Genomic DNA, 16954 nt, shown 5'->3' on the forward strand with positions numbered 1-16954 from the left:
CCGCCAGGACGCGGCGCAGGTAGTAGCCGGTGTGCGAGTCCGTGGCGGCGATCTGCTCGGGGGTGCCGGCGGCGAGGAACCGCCCGCCCGCGTCGCCGCCCTCCGGCCCGAGGTCGACGACCCAGTCGGCGACCTTCGCCACGTCCAGGTTGTGGGTCACGGTCACCACGGTGTGGCCCTTCGCCACCAGGTCGTGCAGCACGCCCATGAGTCGCTCGATGTCGCTGGTGTGCAGCCCGACGGTCGGCTCGTCGAGCAGGTACAGCGTGTGCCGGCCGGGCCGCCGGTGCAACTCGGCGGCGAGCTTGATGCGTTGCGCCTCGCCGCCGGAGAGTGTGTTCGCCGGCTGCCCGATCCGGACGTAGCCCAGGCCGATGTCGCGCAGCACCCGCAATGGTCCGGTGATCGCCGGCTCGCCGACGAAGAACTCCGCCGCCTCGTCGATCGGCATCTCCAGCACCTCGGCGATGGTGCGGCCGCGGTAGTGCACCTGGAGGGTCTCCTCGTTGTACCGCCGGCCGTCACACACCGCGCACGGCAGGAACACGTCCGGCAGGAACGTCATCTCGATCTGGACGGTGCCGTCGCCACCGCACGCCTCGCAGCGTCCGCCGGCCGAGTTGAACGAGAACCGGCCGGGCTTGAAGTCGCGTCGCCGCGCCTCCTCGGTCGCCGCGAACGCCTTGCGGATGGCGTCGAAGATGCCGGTGTACGTGGCCGGGGTGGACCGGCCGGACCGTCCGATCGGTGACTGGTCGACCCGGATGACCCGGTCGACGCGGGACAGCCCGTCCACGCCGTCGTGGGGGAGCGGCTCCGGCGCCGAGCCGCCCAGCGCGCGCTCGGCGGCCCGGTACAGCGTCTGGTCGACCAGTGTGGACTTGCCCGAGCCGGACACCCCGCAGACCGCCACGAAGCAGCCGAGCGGGAAGGTCACGTCGATACCGGTCAGGTTGTTGCCCCGGGCGTTACGGACGACGACCTCGTGGCCCGGCCGGGCGGTACGCCGGCGGCCGGGCACCGGGATGCCGCGCCGCCCGCTGACGTACCCGCCGGTCAGCGAGGACGGGTCGGCGAACATCTCGGCCACCGATCCGGCGAAGATCAGCTCGCCGCCGGTCTCGCCCGCGCCCGGACCCATCTCGATCACGTGGTCCGCGGCGGCGATCGTGTCGTGGTCGTGCTCCACCACGATCAGCGTGTTGCCCTGGTCGCGCAGCTCGCGCAGGGTGGTGATGAGCTCGGCGGTGTCCTTCGGGTGCAGCCCGGCGGTCGGCTCGTCGAGGACGTACAGCAGTCCGAACAGCCGGCTGCCGAACTGGCTGGCGAGCCGGATGCGCTGTGCCTCGCCACCGGAGAGCGTGCGGGCCGGCCGGTTCAACGTCAGGTAACCCAGCCCCACCTCGGTGAGGGAGCGGAGCCGGTCCTTGATCTCGTCGACGGCCTGCGCGATCACCCGCCGGTCCCGTTCGTCGACGGTGAGGCCGTCGAAGAAGGTCCGCAGCGCGGTGATCGGCATGCCGGTCAGTTCGGCGATGGTCACGCCGTTCAGCCGGACCGCGAGCTGGCGGGGGACCAGCCGGCCGCCGCCGCAGCCGCCGCAGGTCACGTCGCGCATGAACGCCTGCAGGACGAGGCTGCCGCCCTCGATCCGGGTGCGCTCGTAACGCTGATGGATCCAGGGCACGACGCCGACCAGCACGGTGCCGCCCACCTCGATGCGCTCGGCCCGGAGCAGCGTCTCGCGCAGCTCCGCCGGCAGGGTGCGCCAGGGCACGTCCATGCTGTGGCCGCGCCGGTCGAGATACTCGGCCAGCAGCCGCCGTTCGGCGTCGGCGCGGACCGGCTTGGTGAGTTTGGCCTCGGCGGTCCGGTTGGCCGGTGCCCGCCAGGGCGCCAGGGCGCCGTTGGCCAGCGAGCGGCCCTCGTCCGGCACGACCAGGTCGTCCTGCACCTCCAGCCGGCTGCCCAGACCACCGCAGTCGGGACACTGCCCGAAGGGGAGGTTGAACGAGAACGCCCGGCTGGCCATCTCGGGGATCTCGGTGTCGTGCCGGTCCGGGCACGCCCAGCCCTCGCCGGTCGGCCGCAGCGGCGCGTCGCAGACCGTGCAGTGCGGCCGGCCCGCCTGCGCGTACACCACCCGGACCAGGTCGTAGACCTCGGTGACCGTGCCCACCGTGGAACGAGGGCTGCGGGACGCCGATGTGCGCTGGTCCACCGCGACCGCGTTGCACAGTCCTTCGATACGGTCGACGTCGGGCTTGTCCATCGTGTCGAGGAACTGCCTTGCATATGTCGACATCGATTGCATCTGGCGGCGCTGCGCCTCCGCATAAATGGTGTCGAACGCGAGTGACGATTTACCGGAACCCGATACCCCGGTGAAGACGACCAGTTGCCGGTGCGGCAGATCCACGTTCACGTCGCGCAGATTGTGCACCCGTGCCCCGCGGACGATGAGCCGGCTCGGCAGCGTCGTGCTCCTGTTTTCGGGCACAGTGATGCCCGGGTGCGAAACCACGGCGGAAGATCCCCTATCGGCTTGGTGTCGGTGGAGGTGCCCGACTCTAACCCGGATTCTTCGGACCCGGCAACCGTGAAATGCAATTCGGGCACGATTCCCGTCGCGAAATCCTTGACAGCAAGAATGGCATTTTGTCAAATGTGGACGGGCGTGGCCGGTGCCTCGTCCGCGATGGACATGACGTACCGGCCGTAGCCGGAGCTGGCCAGCCGGGCACCCAGCTCACGGCAGGCCGCGGCGTCGATGTAGCCCATGCGCAGGGCCACCTCCTCCACGCAGGCGATCCGGATGCCCTGCCGTTCCTCGAGCGTGTGCACGTACTGCCCGGCCGAGAGCAACGCCTCCGGTGTGCCGGTGTCGAGCCAGGCGAACCCGCGGCCCAGATCGACGAGCCGCGCCGCGCCGCGCCGGATGTACTCCCGGTTCACGTCGGTGATCTCCAGCTCGCCACGGGCGGACGGGCGGAGGTTCTTCGCGATGTCGACGACCGCGTTGTCGTAGAAGTAGAGGCCGGTGATCGCGCGGTTGGACCGGGGCCTCGCCGGCTTCTCCTCGATCGAGACCAGGCGTCCGGCCGCGTCGACCTCGCCGACGCCGTACCGCTGCGGGTCGTGGACCCGGTAGCCGAACAGCACGCAGCCGCGCAGGTCCGCGGTCTGCCGGTGCAGCAGTTCGGTGAAGTTCGGACCGTGGAAGATGTTGTCCCCCAGCACCAGGGCGGCGTCGTCGTCGCCGACGTGGTCGGCGCCGATCACGAAGGCCTCGGCGAGCCCGTTCGGCTGGGGCTGGGCCGCATAGCCGATCCGCAGGCCCAGATGGCCGCCGTCGCCGAGCAGACGGCGGAACGCCGGCAGGTCCACCGGCGTGGAGATGATCAGGATGTCCCGGATGCCGGCGAGCATGAGCACCGACAGCGGGTAGTAGATCATCGGCTTGTCGCCGACCGGCAGGAGTTGCTTGGACACCGCGAGGGTGGCCGGATGCAGCCGGCTGCCGGCGCCGCCGGCCAGGATGATGCCCTTCACGTCACCACCCCGCCCGGATCGTGTCGGCGATCTTCTCCCGGTCCTCGTCGCCGACCCACCAGCCGACCGGAACGCAGACCAGCCGCCGGTCGACGTCGTCGACGCCCGGCAGCGGCGCGGCGTACTTGCGGACGCACGTGTGCGCGTCGTTGCGTGCGTGCACCTGACTCACGGTGATCCCGGCCTCGGTCATCCGCCTGACGAAACCGGCCCGGTCCGCCACCTTCAGCGGATAGATCCAGAACGAGCTCTCCCGGTCGTCGCGCCGTTCGGTCAGCTCGACGCCCGCGACCCCGGCCAGCCGGCTGTCGTAGTACGCGGCGTTGGCCCGGTGCCGCGCCACCACCTCGTCGGAGTAGGCGAGGTTGGCCAGGCCGATGGCGGCGTTGATGTCGGTCATGTGGAACTTGTAGCCCCACTCGGTCACGTCCGGCGGCGTTCGCAGCCGGTCCACCGAGCGGTCGATGCCGAACCAGCGCAGCAACGTGGCCCGGCGGTGCGACTCGTCGTCGGCGAGCGTGATCAGGCCGCCGTCACCGCAGGTGAGGTGCTTGACCGCCTGGAAACTGAAGACCGACACGTTGCCCTGGTTGCCCAGCGGCACACCCCGGTAGGTCGCGCCCCAGGCGTGTGCGCAGTCCTCGATCACCACCGGGCGTACGCCGTGCTCGGCCTCGGCCCGGTCCAGGACGGCGCGCAACCGGTCCAGGTCCACCGGGTAGCCGGCGAAGTGCACCACCATGATCGCTCGGGTGTTTCGGGTGATCTTGCCGGCCAGGTCGTCGAGGTCCACGTTGAGCGTGGCCGGGTCCACGTCCACCCAGCGGATGTCCAGCCCGTTGGCCAGGATCGTCCAGTTGGTGGCCTCCATGGTCATCGGGGTGGAGAGCACCTCACCGCCCGGCTCGCCGTCGGTGGCCAGCCGCAGCGCCAGGTGCAGCCCGGCGGTCGCGCTGCTCACGGTCGCCACCCGGGGGTTGCCGATGCGGGCCGCCAGCTCGGCCTCGAACCGGGCCACCCGGGCACCCTGGCCGACCTGCCCGCTGGCCACCACCTCGGCGACCGCATCCGGCGCCTGGGCCGACATGGGCACCCGGAACAGCGGGATCATCGCAGCACCTCCGTCGCCCGGCCGGCCCGGCTCAGCCGCTGCGCGCCGAGCGCCTGGCAGTCCGCCCAGGTGGGGAGGAGCCCCTGTTCGGCCGCCTGGGCCAGGCTCGGCGCGGACCGGTCCTGCTCGGACAGGATCGGCTCGCCGTGCCGCGGCCAGGGCAGGCCCAGGGCCGGATCGAACGGGTCGATCTGGAAGGACGCCGCCGGGTCGTAGGTGCTGGAGCACAGATAGACCACCGTCGCCTCGTCGGTGAGCGGGGCGAAGCCGTGCACCAGACCCTCCGCCAGGTACAGCGCCTGCCGCTCCTCGTCGTCCAGGCGTACCGGCACGTGCTCGCCGAACGTGGGTGAGCCGATCCGGGTGTCCACCACGATGTCGACGATCGCGCCACGCACGCATGTGGCGTACCGGGCCTGGCCCGGCGGGATGGCCACGCCGTGCAGCCCCCGGACCGTGCCGCGCCGCGACGACGAACAATTGACCTGGGCCATCTCGAACGGATGGCCGACGGCGTCGGCGAAGTCGGGTTGGTTGAAGATTTCGAGAAAGAGGCCGCGGCGGTCCGGGAAAATCCGGGGCCGAACGAGGTACGCACCCGCCAGGCCCAATGGCTCGATCCGCATCTGCAATCCTCCAGTAGTCGATACGCGGCGAACGCTATAGAGCGCGATTAGGGCCCTGATCCAAGCCCGGTCGAGAAGCGTTAGGCAGCGGTTGTCGGCGTTCGTCCGGCTCGTTACGGTCGTTCCGCGGCGGGACGCCGCCGGGGAATCGGCGAAGGAGTCGGCATGTCGCGTATCGCGGTGATCGGTGCGACCGGGTCGGTGGGACGGCAGATCTGCGCGCGGTTCGCCGAGGACGGCCAGGAGGTTCTCGCGGTGGCGCGCGGGCACGCGGCCCGGGTGGGGCCGTACCCGTTCGTCGCCCGCGACGTCGCCGCGGACGACGCCGCCGAGCTGGCCCGGTTCCTGCGGTCCCACGACGTACGGGTGGTGGTCAACGCGGCCGGCCGGTGGGGGCCGACACGCGCGGAGATGCTGCGATCGCACCTGGGCGTGGCGCAGCGCCTGGCCGAGGCCCGCTCCCTGATGGACGATCCGCCCCGGCTGATCCACCTCGGCACGGTGCACGAGTACGGACCGGCCCCGGCCGGCGTGGATCTCGACGAGCGGCAGCCGGTCGACCCGGGCACCCCGTACGCGATGGTGAAGGTGGCCTGCTCGATGGCGGTGCTGGCGGCCGGCGGCGTCGTGCTGCGCTGCGCCAACATGTTCGGTCCGCACCCGCCGGAGGAGACGTTCTTCGCCGCGGTCCTGCGGCGGCTGCGCGCCGCGTCGCGGGACCGGAGCGTGGTGGAGCTGACAGTGGCCGACGCGCGCCGTGACTTCGTCGACGTCAGAGACGTGGCCGGCGCCGTGCTGGCCGCGGCGTCCGCGCCGGTCGAGGGTCAGGTGCTCAACATCGGCAGCGGGCACGCCCACCCGCTGCGCGAACTGGTCGACGGCCTGATCGCGGAGGCGGGCGTCCCCGCGTCCCGTGTCCGGATCACCGAGCAGGACGTGCCGAGCCACGGTGGCGGATGGATCCGGGTGGACTCGCGCGCGGCGCAGCGGCTGACCGGATGGCGGCCCCGCTACACCGCGCGCGAGTCACTTCGCGCCATGTGGGCGCAGGTCTGAACCCGGCTCAGGAGATCCGGACGTCCGGCACGTAGGTGATCCACCGTCCGCCGGCGTCGTGGAACGCCTTCTCCTTCTGCTTGATCTCCTCCTCGTGGTTCCAGGCGAAGAGGATCGCGTAGTCCGGCTGGGTCTCGGTGAGGCCGCTCGCCGGACGTACCGGGATGTGCGACCCCGGCATGACCCGTCCGTGCTTGGCCGGAGTGGTGTCGTAGACCACCTCGACCAGGTCCGGTCCGATACCGCAGTAGTTGGTCACTGTGGCGCTCTTCGCGGTGGCGCCGTAGCCGACCACCCGCTTGCCCTCCGCGCGCAGGCGCCGCAGGAGTTCGACCAGGTCACCGCAGATCCGCTTCACGTTGGCGCCGAACTGCTCGAAGGTGGTGTGATCCAGCATTCCGCGTTCGCGTTCCTCGGCGATCATGGCCTCCACCGCGGCGGTCACCGGGCGGGTGCCGGGCCGGGCGATGGTGTATCGGACCTCGCCGCCGTGCACGGAGAGCCGCTGCACGTCCACCAGATCGAAGCCGAACCGGCGGGCGGCCGCCCGCACCGAGTTCACCGAGAACAGGTAGAAGTGCTCGTCGTAGATCTGGTCGAACGTGTTCAGCTCGAGGATGTCACCCAGGTAGGGGTCCTCGAACACGAAGACGCCGCCGGGCGCCAGCAGCGCGTCCACCCCGCGGAAGATCGAGTCGAGGTACGGGATGTGGCAGATGGTGTTCGCCGCGAAGATCACGTCGGCCGGGCCGTCCTCGGCGCGGATCCTTCGCGCCGACTCCTCCTCGAAGAACGTGGTGACCACCCGGATCCCCTCGGCCCGGGACAGGTCCGCCACGCCGCCCGACGGTTCCACGCCCAGGTGCCGTACCCCCGCGTCGCGGATCGTGCGCAGCATGACGCCGTCGTTGCTGCCGATCTCCACGATGAACGGGTCGTCGGCGGTGAGCTCCTCGCGCAGGAAGCGCCGGGCGGTGCCGGCGAAGTGCTCGCGCATCCGGGCCGAGCCGGAGGAGTGGTACGGGTAGCCGTCGTGGAACATTCGGTCCCGGGGCACCTCCTCCAGCAGCTGGACCATCGCGCAGCTCTCGCAGATGCCCACCGCGAGCCGGAAGAAGAACTCGTCGTCCACCCGGTCGGGTTCCGGGAAGGTGTCGGACAGTGGCTGCCGCCCGAAGTCGAAGAACTCGCCGACGGTGCTCCCGCAGATGCGACACATGTTGCTCTCTCCTCGCTCGGGGGTCGATTCCTTGCTCGCGGTCAGTCGCCGACGACGGCCACCGCACGGGCCCACCCCGCGCCGGCACGGGCGATCTTGACGGGGAGGCACACCACCTGGAAGCCGGTCGGCCCCGGCAGCGCGTCCAGATTCGCCAGCCGCTCGATCTGGCAGTACTCGCGGTCCCGGCCGGCGAAGTGGGCGGGCCAGAGGACGGACCGGTCGCCGGTGCGGCGGTACCGGGTGATGATGTCGCCGAACGGCGCGTCCAGGCTGAACGCGTCCGTGCCGATCACCCGGACGCCGAGGTCCAGCAGCAGGTGCACCGCCGGGCCGTCCAGGCCGGTGAACTCGGTGAAGTACTCACGGGTGCCGGCCCGGCGGTCGGCACCGGTGTGCAGCAGCACGATGTCGTACGGCTGCGGCGTGTGTCCGATCCGCTCGAACTCGCGCCGGAGGTCGTCGACGCCCGCCGTGCCGGTGCCGTGCCCCGTCAGGTCGAGCACGACACCGGGCCGGACGAACCAGTCCAGCGGCATCTGGTCGATGTGCCGGGGGGTGCCGTCGCCGTAGCCGGCCCGCGAGCCGTAGTGCGACGGCGCGTCCACGTGCGTGCCGGTGTGTGTGGTCAGCGTCAGCGTGTCCAGCGAGAGGAACTCGCCGTCGGGCAGTTCGTCCGGGTCGAAGTCGATGCCCAGGTGGGTCCGCATCTCCGCGCTCATGTGCAGTGCGCCGGCGCGCGGGTCGAGCACCTCGTGCCGGACCGGATCCGGTTCGAACCCCGACGCGTCCACCGGTGACGACAGATCGATGAGCCGCACGATCACCTCCGTTTGCCCGTACCGCCACGATGGTCGGCGTGCCGGCTCGAAAAGCATTGGAGCTTCACTCGTCGCCGCCCGGTAGCGGATTTCGAGTGGGGCTGGATTCCGAGCGCCGACCATCGCAGGGAGATCGGCGAACCTGCGACGACGGAGTGCGCGATGGTGATGGAGACCGCAAGCCGGCCCTGGGCCGGGGACCTCGACCAGCCGGTGACCGCCCCGGGCACCGAGCTGCTCCGACTGATCTCCGCGCATCTGCCGCAGATCAGCGCCGGCGCGGCCGCGCACGACCGGGCCGGCACGTTCCCGGCGGAGGCGTTCGAGAACCTGCGCAAGGACGGAGTGCTCGGGGCGACGGTGCCGCGCGAGCTGGGCGGGCTCGGCGTCACCAGCCTGCACGACGTGGCACTGACGCTGCGGCGGGTCGGCGCGGCCGACGGCTCCGCCGCGCTGGCGCTGCACATGCAGCTCAGCCGGGCCCTGACCCTGACGTACGAATGGCAGCACGGCGCCCCGGCGGCCGCCGCTCTGGCCGAGCGGATGCTGCGCGCGATGGGCTCCGGTGAGGCGGTGGTCTGCACCACGGTCAAGGACGCGGTGGCGCACCGGGTGGTCAGCCGGCTGACCCCGGGCGAGCCGGGCGAGTGGGTGCTCAACGGCCGCAAGATGCTGGCGACCATGGCGCCGATCGCGACCACCTTCGTCATCTCGGCCCGCACCAAGGTGCCGGGGGCGCAGCCGGAGCAGGTCGCGGTGGTCCTCGACCGGAACACCCCGGGGCTGTCCGTGTGCGACGACTGGGACGGGCTCGGCATGCGCGCCTCGGGCAGCGTGGACATCCTGATGCAGGACTGCGTGGTGCCGGAGCGCGACGTCTTCTTCCGCGGCCCGGTCGGCGACCCGGACGACGCCGCGCTGGCCGGTCAGACGGTCAGCTCGATCACCATGCTCGGCATCTACCTCGGTATCGCCGGCGCGGCCCGGGACCTGGCCGTGGCGACGGTCCGGCAGCGGGGCTCCGGGCAGGCCGGCGCCCGCACCCTGATCGTCGAGGTCGACGCGAAGCTGCAGGCGATGCGGGCGACCACGGCCCTGGCCCTGGCGGAGGCCGACGCGCCGCCCGCCGGGGAGCCGGCCGTGCGGGGCCGGCGGCTCATGACCTCGTTCCAGCGCGCGAAGCTCGTGGTCAACCGGCTCGCCCCGGAGATCGTCGGCGACTGCATGACGCTTGTCGGAGGAGCGTCGTTCGTGGCCGGTCACCCGCTGGCCCGGCTGGCCCGGGACGCCCGCGCCGGCTCCTTCATGCACCCCTTCACGTACGCCGACGGCGTCGACTTCCTGAGCCGCACCGCGCTCGAGGACTGACGAGGAGACTTCGACATGCAGGTACGCGAGTTGTCGGTATCCGGCGCCTACGAGTTCGTCCCGGACGTGTTCCCGGACGATCGCGGTTTGTTCGTGTCGCCCTTCCAGCAGCAGGGTTTCCGCTCCGTGACCGGGCATCCGGCGCTGCCGGTGGCGCAGACCAACCACAGCCGGTCGCGGCGTGGCGTCGTGCGCGGGGTGCACTTCACCACCACACCGCCCGGTACGGCCAAGTACGTCTACTGCCCGCGCGGAAGGTCGATGGACATCGTGGTCGACATCCGGGTCGGCTCGCCCACGTACGGCCAGTGGGACGCGGTCCTGCTGGACCAGGAGGACTTCCGGGCGCTCTACCTGCCGGTCGGGGTGGGGCACGCGTTCGTCGCCCTCGAGGACGAGACCGTCATGTCCTACCTGCTCACCAACCCGTACGTGCCGGAGTACGAGCAGTCGATCGCGGCGCTCGACCCGGCGCTCGGCCTGCCTGTGCCCACCGACATCGAGCCGGTGCAGTCCGAGCGCGACCGCGCCGCCATGACGTTGGAGCAGGCGCGTCGCGCCGGCCTGCTGCCGGACTACGAGACGTGCCGGCGGGCGGAGAAGGCGGTGTGGGAAGCGTGAGCCGGGTCGCGGTCATGGGCGCGAGCGGCTGCGTGGGCCGGCAGGTGTGCGCGGCGTTCGCCCATGCGGGCCACCCGGTCGTCGCGGTCTCCCGCCGGCCGGCGTCGCACCTGGCGGCGTACCGGTTCCGGTCCCTGGACCTGGCGTCCGTGCCCCCGGAGCGGCTCGCCCGCGTACTCGACGAGGAGCGGTGCGACGTCGTCGTCAACGTGACCGGGGGCTGGGGGAGTACGCCGGAGGCGATGCGGCACGACCACATCGGCCTGACCGGCCGGCTGTTGCGCGCGGTCGCGGCCGCGGCCCGCGGGCCGCGGCTGGTGCACCTCGGCACGATCCACGAGTACGGCCCGGTGCCCGACGGCGCGGTGATCGACGAGTCGGTCCCGCCGGCCCCGGTGACCGAGTACGCGCGCACGAAGCTCGCCGGCTCGCGATCGGTGCTCGACGCGACCGCGCGCGGCGAGATCGACGGCGTGGTGCTGCGGGCGGTGAACCTGTGCGGTCCGTACCCGGCCGAGCCGAGCTTCCCGGGCTTCCTGCTGCGCCGGCTCCGGGCCGCTGCCGCCGGTGACGACGTGCTGGAACTGACCGTCGCCTCCGCCCACCGGGACTATCTGGACGTGCGCGACGCGGCGGACGCGATCCGCCGCGCGGCGACCACCGACGCGGCGGTGACCGGTGAGGTGGTCAACATCGGACGGGGTGAGGCGGTGCCCATGCGCGAGCTGGTGCGGATGGCGGTCGCCGCGGCCGGCATCCCGCCGGCCCGGGTCCGCCTGGTCGCGCAGCCGGTCGACAGCAAGGGCGGCGACTGGACGCTGGCCGGCATCCGGCGGGCCGAACAGCTGATCAAGTGGCGGCCGCGCATCGGCCTGGCCGCATCGTTGAGCGCTATGTGGGGATCGGAGTCCACGTGACCGAGCACCGCCTGCTGCCGTACCGCGACGAACTGATGCCGGCCCGGATCGCCGACTCGTCGCTGACGCCCGCCGGGGATCCGGGGGAGGCCGCCCGGCTCCGGCAGTGGCTGGCCGAGCTGGGCGAGCGGTCCTTCACCAGAGCGCGGCGCATCCCGCTGGAGGAGATGACCGGCTGGCACACCGACCCGGCGACCGGCGACCTGCGGCACGACAGCGGCAAGTTCTTCACGGTCGAGGGCCTGGACGTGCACATGCCGGACGGGCCGGTGACCCGGTGGAGCCAGCCGATCATCAATCAGCCGGAGGTGGGCATCCTCGGCATCCTCGCGAAGGAGATCGACGGGGTGCTGCGTTTCCTGATCCAGGCGAAGGCGGAGCCCGGCAACTGCAACGGGCTCCAGCTCGCGCCGACGGTCCAGGCGACCCGCAGCAACTACACCCGGGTGCACGGCGGCAAGGCGGTGCCGTACCTGGAGTACTTCCAGCGCAGCGGCGGGCACCGGGTGATCGCCGACGTCCGGCAGTCCGAGCAGGGATCGTGGTTCCAGCACAAGCGCAACCGCAACATGGTCGTCGAGGTGACCGGCGACGTGCCGGTGCTGGACGGCTTCCGCTGGATGACGCTGGGGGAGATCCACCGGTCCTTCCGGGTGGACAACATGGTGACCATGGACGCCCGGACGGTGCTCTCCTGCCTGCCGTTCGCCGCCCCCGGGCTGGCGGACCGGCAGACCGGCCCGCGCGACGACTTCCGGTCGGCGCTGCTGCGTTCGTGCCGTCCCGAGAAGGGGAGCCTGCACACCACGGGTGAGATCCTCAGCTGGATCACCGAGAGCCGTACCGGCCGGGACGTCTGGACCCGGCGGATCCCGTTGCGGCAGGTGCGGTCCTGGCAGCGCGTGGACGGGCGGATCTCGCACGTCAACGGGCTCTACTTCGATGTGATCGGGCTGGACGTGGTGGCCGCCGGCCGGGAGGTCGCCCACTGGCGCCAGCCCGCCATCGAGCCGCACGGCGTGGGTGTGGTGGCATTCCTGGCCCGGGTGTTCGACGGGGTGCTGCACGTCCTCGTCAACGCCCGCGCCGAACCCGGCTTCGTGGACGCCGTCGAGCTCGCGCCGACGGTGCAGTGCATCCCGCAGAACTTCGACCCGCTGCCGCCGGACCAGCGTCCCCGCTTCCTCGACGACGTGCTGGCCGCGCGGCCCGACCGGATCCGGTTCGACACCGAACTGTCCGAGGAGGGCGGCCGGTTCCACCGCGCCCGCAACCGGTATCTGGTGGTCGAGACCGACGTGGACGCCGCCGGCGACCTGCCGGACTTCCGCTGGATGACCCTGCACCAACTGGTCGACCTGCTGCGGCACAGCCACTACCTCAACGTCCAGGCACGCAGCCTGGTGGCCTGCCTGCACAGCCTGACCTCGGCCTGACGGATGCGACCTCCGGCGCCGTCGGGCGCCGGAGGTCGCAGGGGTACGGGGGTCAGAGCTGGGCGATCGTCTTGCGGATCAGCTCCATGACGCGGTCCTGCACGTCGACCGGGAGCGAGGGGTACATCGGCAGCGAGAAGATCTCCCGGGCCGCCGCCTCGGTGTGCGGCAGGCTGCCCTCGGGCCAGCCGAGATGCGCGAAGCCGGTCATGGTGTGCACCGGCCACGGATAGCTGATGTTGAGGTGGACCTCGTGCTTGCGCAGCTCCGCCAGGATCGTGTCCCGCGCCGGATGCCGGACCACGTACACGTAGTAGACGTGGTCGTTGCCGGGAGCGGTGGTCGGCAGCACCAGGCCGCTGTCGGCCAGGCCCTCGGCGTACCGGTCCGCCACGGCCCGCCGGCCGGCGACGTAGTCGTCCAGGCGCCGCAGTTTGCGCCGCAGGATCTCGGCCTGCACCTCGTCGAGCCGCGAGTTGTGCCCCGGCGTCTGGACGACGTAGTACCGCTCCTCCATGCCGTAGTAGCGCAACCGCCGCAGTGCGCGCTGTACCGAGTCGTCGTCGGTGACCACCGCGCCCCCGTCGCCGTACGCGCCGAGCACCTTGGTGGGGTAGAAGGAGAAGGCGGCGGCGTCGCCCAGGGTGCCGGCCAGCCGGCCGTGGTAGCGGGCGCCGTGTGCCTGCGCGCAGTCCTCCAGTACGGCCAGGCCGTGCCGGCTCGCCAGCCGCCGCAGGGGCGCCATGTCCACGCACTGGCCGTAGAGGTGGACCGGAAGCAGGCAGCGGGTCCGCTCGGTGACGGCCGCGGCCACCTGTTCGGTGTCCATCAGGTAGGTGACGGGATCGATGTCGACGAACACCGGCGTCGCGCCGGCGCCGTCGATCGCCACCACTGTCGGCGCCGCGGTGTTGGACACCGTGATGACCTCGTCGCCGGGCCCGACGCCGAGCGCCTGAAGGCCGAGCTTGACCGCGTTGGTGCCGTTGTCGACGCCCGTGCAGTGCGCGACACCGTGGTACGCGGCGAACTCCTCCTCGAACCCGCGCACGCTCTGCCCGAGTACCAGCTGGCCGGACCGGAACACCGAGTCGACGGCGGCCAGGAGATCGTCGCGCTCCTTCTCGTACTCCGCGAGGTAGTCCCAGACGTAGGTGGTCATGTCGTGGTGGTGTCCCTTCTCAGACGCCGGCCAGCCGGCCGTTCACGTACTCCAGGACCTCCGCCGGGGTCCGCAGCCGGTCGACCGCCTCGTCCGGGATGGTGACGTGCAGGCCGTCCTGGATGCGCGTGACGATCTCGTAGAGGGCCAGCGAGTCGAAACCGAGATCGTCGAAACGGTCGTGCAGCGTCGCCTCGGTGACGGCGGCGGTGTCCTCGCCCCCGAGGCACTCCTCGATGATCGCCCGCAGGTCCTCGATGGTGAATTGGCGCATGCTCCGAGGCTGGTGGGGTGGGCTCGAGCGACGGTCGAAGCCGGGTCTGGCGACACTCGGACGGTTCCTCGACTACTCCTTGAGGTTGTTATGTGACCGTGTCCAAGTGATCTCACCACTGCGGACGCCGAGCATGCGACACGCCAGGCTTTCGGCGGTCGGCGCATACCGGCCGCGCCGGGTGGTGTCGAACGCGGAGATCTGCACGCGCATCGACTCCACCGAGGAGTGGATCGAGAGCCGATCCGGTATCCGGAGCCGGCGCTTCGCGGCACCGGACGAGACGCTGCCGGCGATGGCGGAGGCGGCCGCCGGCGCCGCGCTGACCGAGGCGGGCGTCGCGCCGGAGCGCATCGGTGCGGTGGTGCTGGCCAGCATGTCCAACCTGGTGCAGACTCCGCCGCTGGCGGCGACGGTCGCGCACCGGGTGGGCGCCGTGGCGGCGGGCGCGTTCGACCTGTCGGGGGCGTGCGCGGGGTTCTGCCACGCGCTCGCGGTGGCCGGGGACATGGTCCGTGCGGGGAGTGCGGAGCACGTCCTGGTGGTCGCGGTGGAGCGGATGACCGACATCGTGGATCCGGCGGACCGGTCGATCGCGTTCCTCTTCGCCGATGGGGCGGGGGCCGTGGTGGTCGGGCCGTCCGACCGGCCGGGCCTGGGCCCGGTGGTGCGTGGCGCGCACGGTGACATGGCGGCGGCGCTGCGGATGACCGGTTCGTGGGCGGACTTCCGGGCCGATCCGAGTGGTCTCCCGCCCGTCATGCGGATGGACGGCCGGCGGATCTTCCGCTGGGCGGTCGACGAGGTCGCACCGGCGGCGCAGCGGGCACTGGATCTGGCCGGCGTCGGACCGGAGGATCTGGCCGCCTTCGTCCCGCACCAGGCGAACACACGGATCATCGACCTCATGGTGCAGCGGCTCGGGCTGCCGGACTCCGTGGCGGTGGCGCGCGACCTGGTCACCGCGGGCAACACCTCGGCGGCGTCCATCCCGCTCGCCCTGCACGGCCTGCGGGATGCCGGCGCGGCCCGCTCCGGCGAACCGGCGTTGCTCGTCGGCTTCGGTGCCGGTCTGACCTACGCCGCCCAGGTGGTCCTGCTGCCATGAGCGGTCCGGATACCGACGGCGGCACCGGGACGGATCGGCGTTTCCCGGTCGACGGGCCGTACCTGGTGGGCCGGGAGCAGGTGCGCGTGTTCGCCGCGGTCCTCGGTGAGCGGGATCCGGTCTGCCACGATCTCACGGCGGCACGCCGGCGGGGGTTCCCCGATCTCGTGGCACCGCCGAGCTTCGCCGCCGTGCTCACGCTGCCGGCGGACCTGTTGGTGCTGGGCGGGCTGGCGCCCGCCGTGGAGCCGGACCACGTGGTGCACGCGGGTCAGGACTTCCGTCACCACCGGCCGATCGTGGCCGGTGACCTGCTGCGCGTCGTGGTACGGCTGACCGGCGTGCGGCGCGTGCGGGGAAGCCGGGTCGCCACCACCCGCGCGGTGGTCGTCGACAGCGCCTCCGAGGTCGTTACCACATCTACGGCTACCTATGTACTGCGACATTAACACGCGGAGTTCGGCAGGTCGTGAATACACAGCGATATCTCAGGGTCCGGGGCGTTTCCGCAGCGTCTCGCGGGTCCAATTGACAGGACTGGTTGCGCAGCGGTGAATACCCTGTCGCGGTCTGTGTTCAACTGGTAGGGTCGATCGGGACCGATGTATGTTTCCCGACTGGACTGTGGGGGGTTCAGCAAGTGGTCAAGCATGTCGTCGAATTCGGTGTTCTCGGTTCGCTGTCATTCTGTGTTAATGGCGGCTTGAATCACGCGCCGACTGCACCGAAATTGCGGCGGGTCCTCGCCATGTTGCTGGTGTACTCCGGGCAGGTGGTGCCGGTCTCCTCGCTGATTCGCGAGTTGTGGGACCATCAGCCGCCGGTGAGCGGGCTCACCACCCTGCAGACCTACATCCTGAACCTGCGCAAGCTCTTCGCCGCGGCCACCGGCATGCCCTCCGGGCAGGTCTCCCGCAGCGTCCTGGTCACCAAGGCGGGTGGCTACCTCCTGCAGGCCGACGCCGGTCAGCTCGACGTCCATCGCTATCACGACCTGGTCAAGGAGGGGCGCGAGGCGCTGAGCGCGGGAGACGACAGGTCAGGTGTCCGGCGGATGACCGACGCGCTGCGGCTCTGGCGTGGCCCGGCCCTGGTGGACGTGCCGGCCGGGCCGGTGCTGGAGTCCAAGCGGCGGCAGTTCGAGGAGTCCCGGCTGGTGGTGCTGGAGTACCTCGTGGACGCCGAGCTGCGGCTGGGCATGTACCGCGAGGTGCTCACCGAACTGGCCGCGCTGACTGTGGAGAACCCCCTGCACGAGGGCATGCACGCCCAGTACATGCGGGCGCTCTACCTCAGTGGACGACGGGCGCAGGCGCTGGAGGTCTTCCACCGGCTGCGCAGCGACCTGGTGAACGAATTGGGCCTGGAGCCGGGGCCGCAGATCCAGCGTCTGCACCAGGCGGTGCTCAATGCCGATGACATGGGTGACGACCACCTTTCCGCAGGTCGTCCGCTCGGTGACATCATTCGGACCTCGGGTCTGGGCAACGCCCGGTCCTATTGATCTCGGGCACTTCAGTGATCCTCTAAGGGAATTATTCCGGAGATTGCTAGCGTTTTTTCGTGACTCATTTCCGAGAAGCGGTGGAAACGGTCCGGAAAAGGGCCGAGGTCGGGCGCCGACTACAGATCGTGCACGGAGTCCAATGGTTGTACGCGACCTCTGGCGCGCCGTGCGCCGAG

General features: G+C 71.2%; 16 protein-coding genes. 8 read left to right on the forward strand and 8 right to left on the reverse strand.

Translation table 11 applies throughout. The features are described from left to right. From uvrA to ACPCK6_RS16210, 4 genes are all read right to left on the reverse strand, one after another. Positions 1-2476 (reverse strand): excinuclease ABC subunit UvrA (uvrA, locus tag ACPCK6_RS16195; protein WP_423481544.1); only part of this gene is annotated, 2476 nt, incomplete at its 3' end. Positions 2477-2661: 185 nt separating this feature from the next. Further along, complete coding sequence (rfbA, locus tag ACPCK6_RS16200) at positions 2662-3552, reverse strand: glucose-1-phosphate thymidylyltransferase RfbA (RefSeq protein WP_318334541.1); 891 nt, start codon at positions 3550-3552, stop codon at positions 2662-2664. Between the two features lies 1 nt (position 3553). Further along, positions 3554-4663 carry a DegT/DnrJ/EryC1/StrS family aminotransferase gene (locus ACPCK6_RS16205; RefSeq protein WP_423481519.1) on the reverse strand — a complete coding sequence of 370 codons (1110 nt, stop codon included), beginning with the start codon at positions 4661-4663 and terminating at the stop codon, positions 3554-3556. Beyond that, positions 4660-5289: a dTDP-4-dehydrorhamnose 3,5-epimerase family protein gene (locus ACPCK6_RS16210; RefSeq protein ID WP_396883705.1), complete on the reverse strand. Its 630-nt coding sequence runs from the start codon at positions 5287-5289 to the stop codon at positions 4660-4662. The genes ACPCK6_RS16205 and ACPCK6_RS16210 overlap by 4 nt, the downstream gene beginning before the upstream one ends. Positions 5290-5454: 165 nt before the next feature. Between ACPCK6_RS16210 and ACPCK6_RS16215 the strand changes: the two genes are divergently transcribed. Beyond that, entirely contained in the window at positions 5455-6345 is an 891-nt protein-coding gene (locus ACPCK6_RS16215) for an NAD-dependent epimerase/dehydratase family protein (protein WP_423481520.1), read from the forward strand. A 7-nt stretch (positions 6346-6352) separates the two neighbouring features. On the opposite strand, the gene ACPCK6_RS16220 is transcribed toward ACPCK6_RS16215, so the two are convergent. Both ACPCK6_RS16220 and ACPCK6_RS16225 read right to left on the reverse strand, forming a co-directional pair. Beyond that, positions 6353-7564 carry a methyltransferase domain-containing protein gene (locus tag ACPCK6_RS16220; RefSeq protein ID WP_423481521.1) on the reverse strand — a complete coding sequence of 404 codons (1212 nt, stop codon included), beginning with the start codon at positions 7562-7564 and terminating at the stop codon, positions 6353-6355. Between the two features lie 41 nt (positions 7565-7605). Next, positions 7606-8385, reverse strand: a complete 780-nt coding sequence (locus ACPCK6_RS16225; RefSeq protein ID WP_135240710.1) for a cyclase family protein — start codon at positions 8383-8385, stop codon at positions 7606-7608. Positions 8386-8547: 162 nt separating this feature from the next. Between ACPCK6_RS16225 and ACPCK6_RS16230 the strand changes: the two genes are divergently transcribed. From ACPCK6_RS16230 to ACPCK6_RS16245, 4 genes are read left to right on the forward strand one after another with little or no spacing between them, the layout of a single operon-like run. Beyond that, positions 8548-9753, forward strand: coding sequence for an acyl-CoA dehydrogenase family protein (locus tag ACPCK6_RS16230; RefSeq protein ID WP_396883708.1), 1206 nt, complete (start codon positions 8548-8550; stop codon positions 9751-9753). Between the two features lie 15 nt (positions 9754-9768). Then, positions 9769-10374, forward strand: coding sequence for a dTDP-4-dehydrorhamnose 3,5-epimerase family protein (locus tag ACPCK6_RS16235; protein ID WP_318334535.1), 606 nt, complete (start codon positions 9769-9771; stop codon positions 10372-10374). Then, complete coding sequence (locus ACPCK6_RS16240) at positions 10362-11291, forward strand: NAD-dependent epimerase/dehydratase family protein (RefSeq protein WP_423481522.1); 930 nt, start codon at positions 10362-10364, stop codon at positions 11289-11291. Before ACPCK6_RS16235 ends, ACPCK6_RS16240 begins: the two co-directional genes overlap by 13 nt. Next, positions 11288-12727, forward strand: coding sequence for an NDP-hexose 2,3-dehydratase family protein (locus ACPCK6_RS16245; protein ID WP_396883710.1), 1440 nt, complete (start codon positions 11288-11290; stop codon positions 12725-12727). Before ACPCK6_RS16240 ends, ACPCK6_RS16245 begins: the two co-directional genes overlap by 4 nt. A 52-nt stretch (positions 12728-12779) precedes the next feature. Here ACPCK6_RS16245 and ACPCK6_RS16250 read toward each other — a convergent pair whose 3' ends face one another. Both ACPCK6_RS16250 and ACPCK6_RS16255 read right to left on the reverse strand, forming a co-directional pair. After that, positions 12780-13889: a DegT/DnrJ/EryC1/StrS family aminotransferase gene (locus ACPCK6_RS16250; RefSeq protein WP_423481523.1), complete on the reverse strand. Its 1110-nt coding sequence runs from the start codon at positions 13887-13889 to the stop codon at positions 12780-12782. A gap of 19 nt (positions 13890-13908) precedes the next feature. Then, on the reverse strand, positions 13909-14163 hold the full coding sequence (locus ACPCK6_RS16255) for a phosphopantetheine-binding protein (RefSeq protein ID WP_135240706.1): 255 nt from the start codon (positions 14161-14163) through the stop codon (positions 13909-13911). 133 nt (positions 14164-14296) lie between these two features. On the opposite strand from ACPCK6_RS16255, the gene ACPCK6_RS16260 reads away from it, so the two are divergent. The 3 genes from ACPCK6_RS16260 to ACPCK6_RS16270 all read left to right on the forward strand — a co-directional run bounded on the left by ACPCK6_RS16260 (position 14297) and on the right by ACPCK6_RS16270 (position 16775). Continuing rightward, the gene (locus ACPCK6_RS16260) at positions 14297-15271 is read left to right on the forward strand and encodes a beta-ketoacyl-ACP synthase 3 (protein ID WP_396883712.1); all 975 of its coding nucleotides are present in this window, start codon (positions 14297-14299) and stop codon (positions 15269-15271) included. Beyond that, on the forward strand, positions 15268-15720 hold the full coding sequence (locus ACPCK6_RS16265; protein WP_396883713.1) for an FAS1-like dehydratase domain-containing protein: 453 nt from the start codon (positions 15268-15270) through the stop codon (positions 15718-15720). The genes ACPCK6_RS16260 and ACPCK6_RS16265 overlap by 4 nt, the downstream gene beginning before the upstream one ends. A 191-nt stretch (positions 15721-15911) precedes the next feature. Continuing rightward, on the forward strand, positions 15912-16775 hold the full coding sequence (locus ACPCK6_RS16270) for an AfsR/SARP family transcriptional regulator (protein WP_318334529.1): 864 nt from the start codon (positions 15912-15914) through the stop codon (positions 16773-16775). Positions 16776-16954: the final 179 nt, after the last annotated feature.

This window comes from Micromonospora sp. AB353 (assembly GCF_049538395.1).
Lineage (GTDB): Bacteria > Actinomycetota > Actinomycetes > Mycobacteriales > Micromonosporaceae > Micromonospora > Micromonospora aurantiaca.

Excerpts from the sequence above, each read along its gene's own strand:
- ACPCK6_RS16215 (WP_423481520.1), top strand. The coding sequence starts at position 5,455 with ATGTCGCGTATCGCGGTGATCGGTGCGACCGGGTCGGTGGGACGGCAG.
- ACPCK6_RS16220 (WP_423481521.1), bottom strand. The coding sequence starts at position 7,564 with ATGTGTCGCATCTGCGGGAGCACCGTCGGCGAGTTCTTCGACTTCGGG.
- ACPCK6_RS16235 (WP_318334535.1), top strand. The coding sequence starts at position 9,769 with ATGCAGGTACGCGAGTTGTCGGTATCCGGCGCCTACGAGTTCGTCCCG.
- ACPCK6_RS16230 (WP_396883708.1), top strand. The coding sequence starts at position 8,548 with ATGGTGATGGAGACCGCAAGCCGGCCCTGGGCCGGGGACCTCGACCAG.
- ACPCK6_RS16255 (WP_135240706.1), bottom strand. The coding sequence starts at position 14,163 with ATGCGCCAATTCACCATCGAGGACCTGCGGGCGATCATCGAGGAGTGC.
- ACPCK6_RS16205 (WP_423481519.1), bottom strand. The coding sequence starts at position 4,663 with ATGATCCCGCTGTTCCGGGTGCCCATGTCGGCCCAGGCGCCGGATGCG.
- ACPCK6_RS16210 (WP_396883705.1), bottom strand. The coding sequence starts at position 5,289 with ATGCGGATCGAGCCATTGGGCCTGGCGGGTGCGTACCTCGTTCGGCCC.
- ACPCK6_RS16260 (WP_396883712.1), top strand. The coding sequence starts at position 14,297 with ATGCGACACGCCAGGCTTTCGGCGGTCGGCGCATACCGGCCGCGCCGG.
- ACPCK6_RS16250 (WP_423481523.1), bottom strand. The coding sequence starts at position 13,889 with ATGACCACCTACGTCTGGGACTACCTCGCGGAGTACGAGAAGGAGCGC.
- ACPCK6_RS16265 (WP_396883713.1), top strand. The coding sequence starts at position 15,268 with ATGAGCGGTCCGGATACCGACGGCGGCACCGGGACGGATCGGCGTTTC.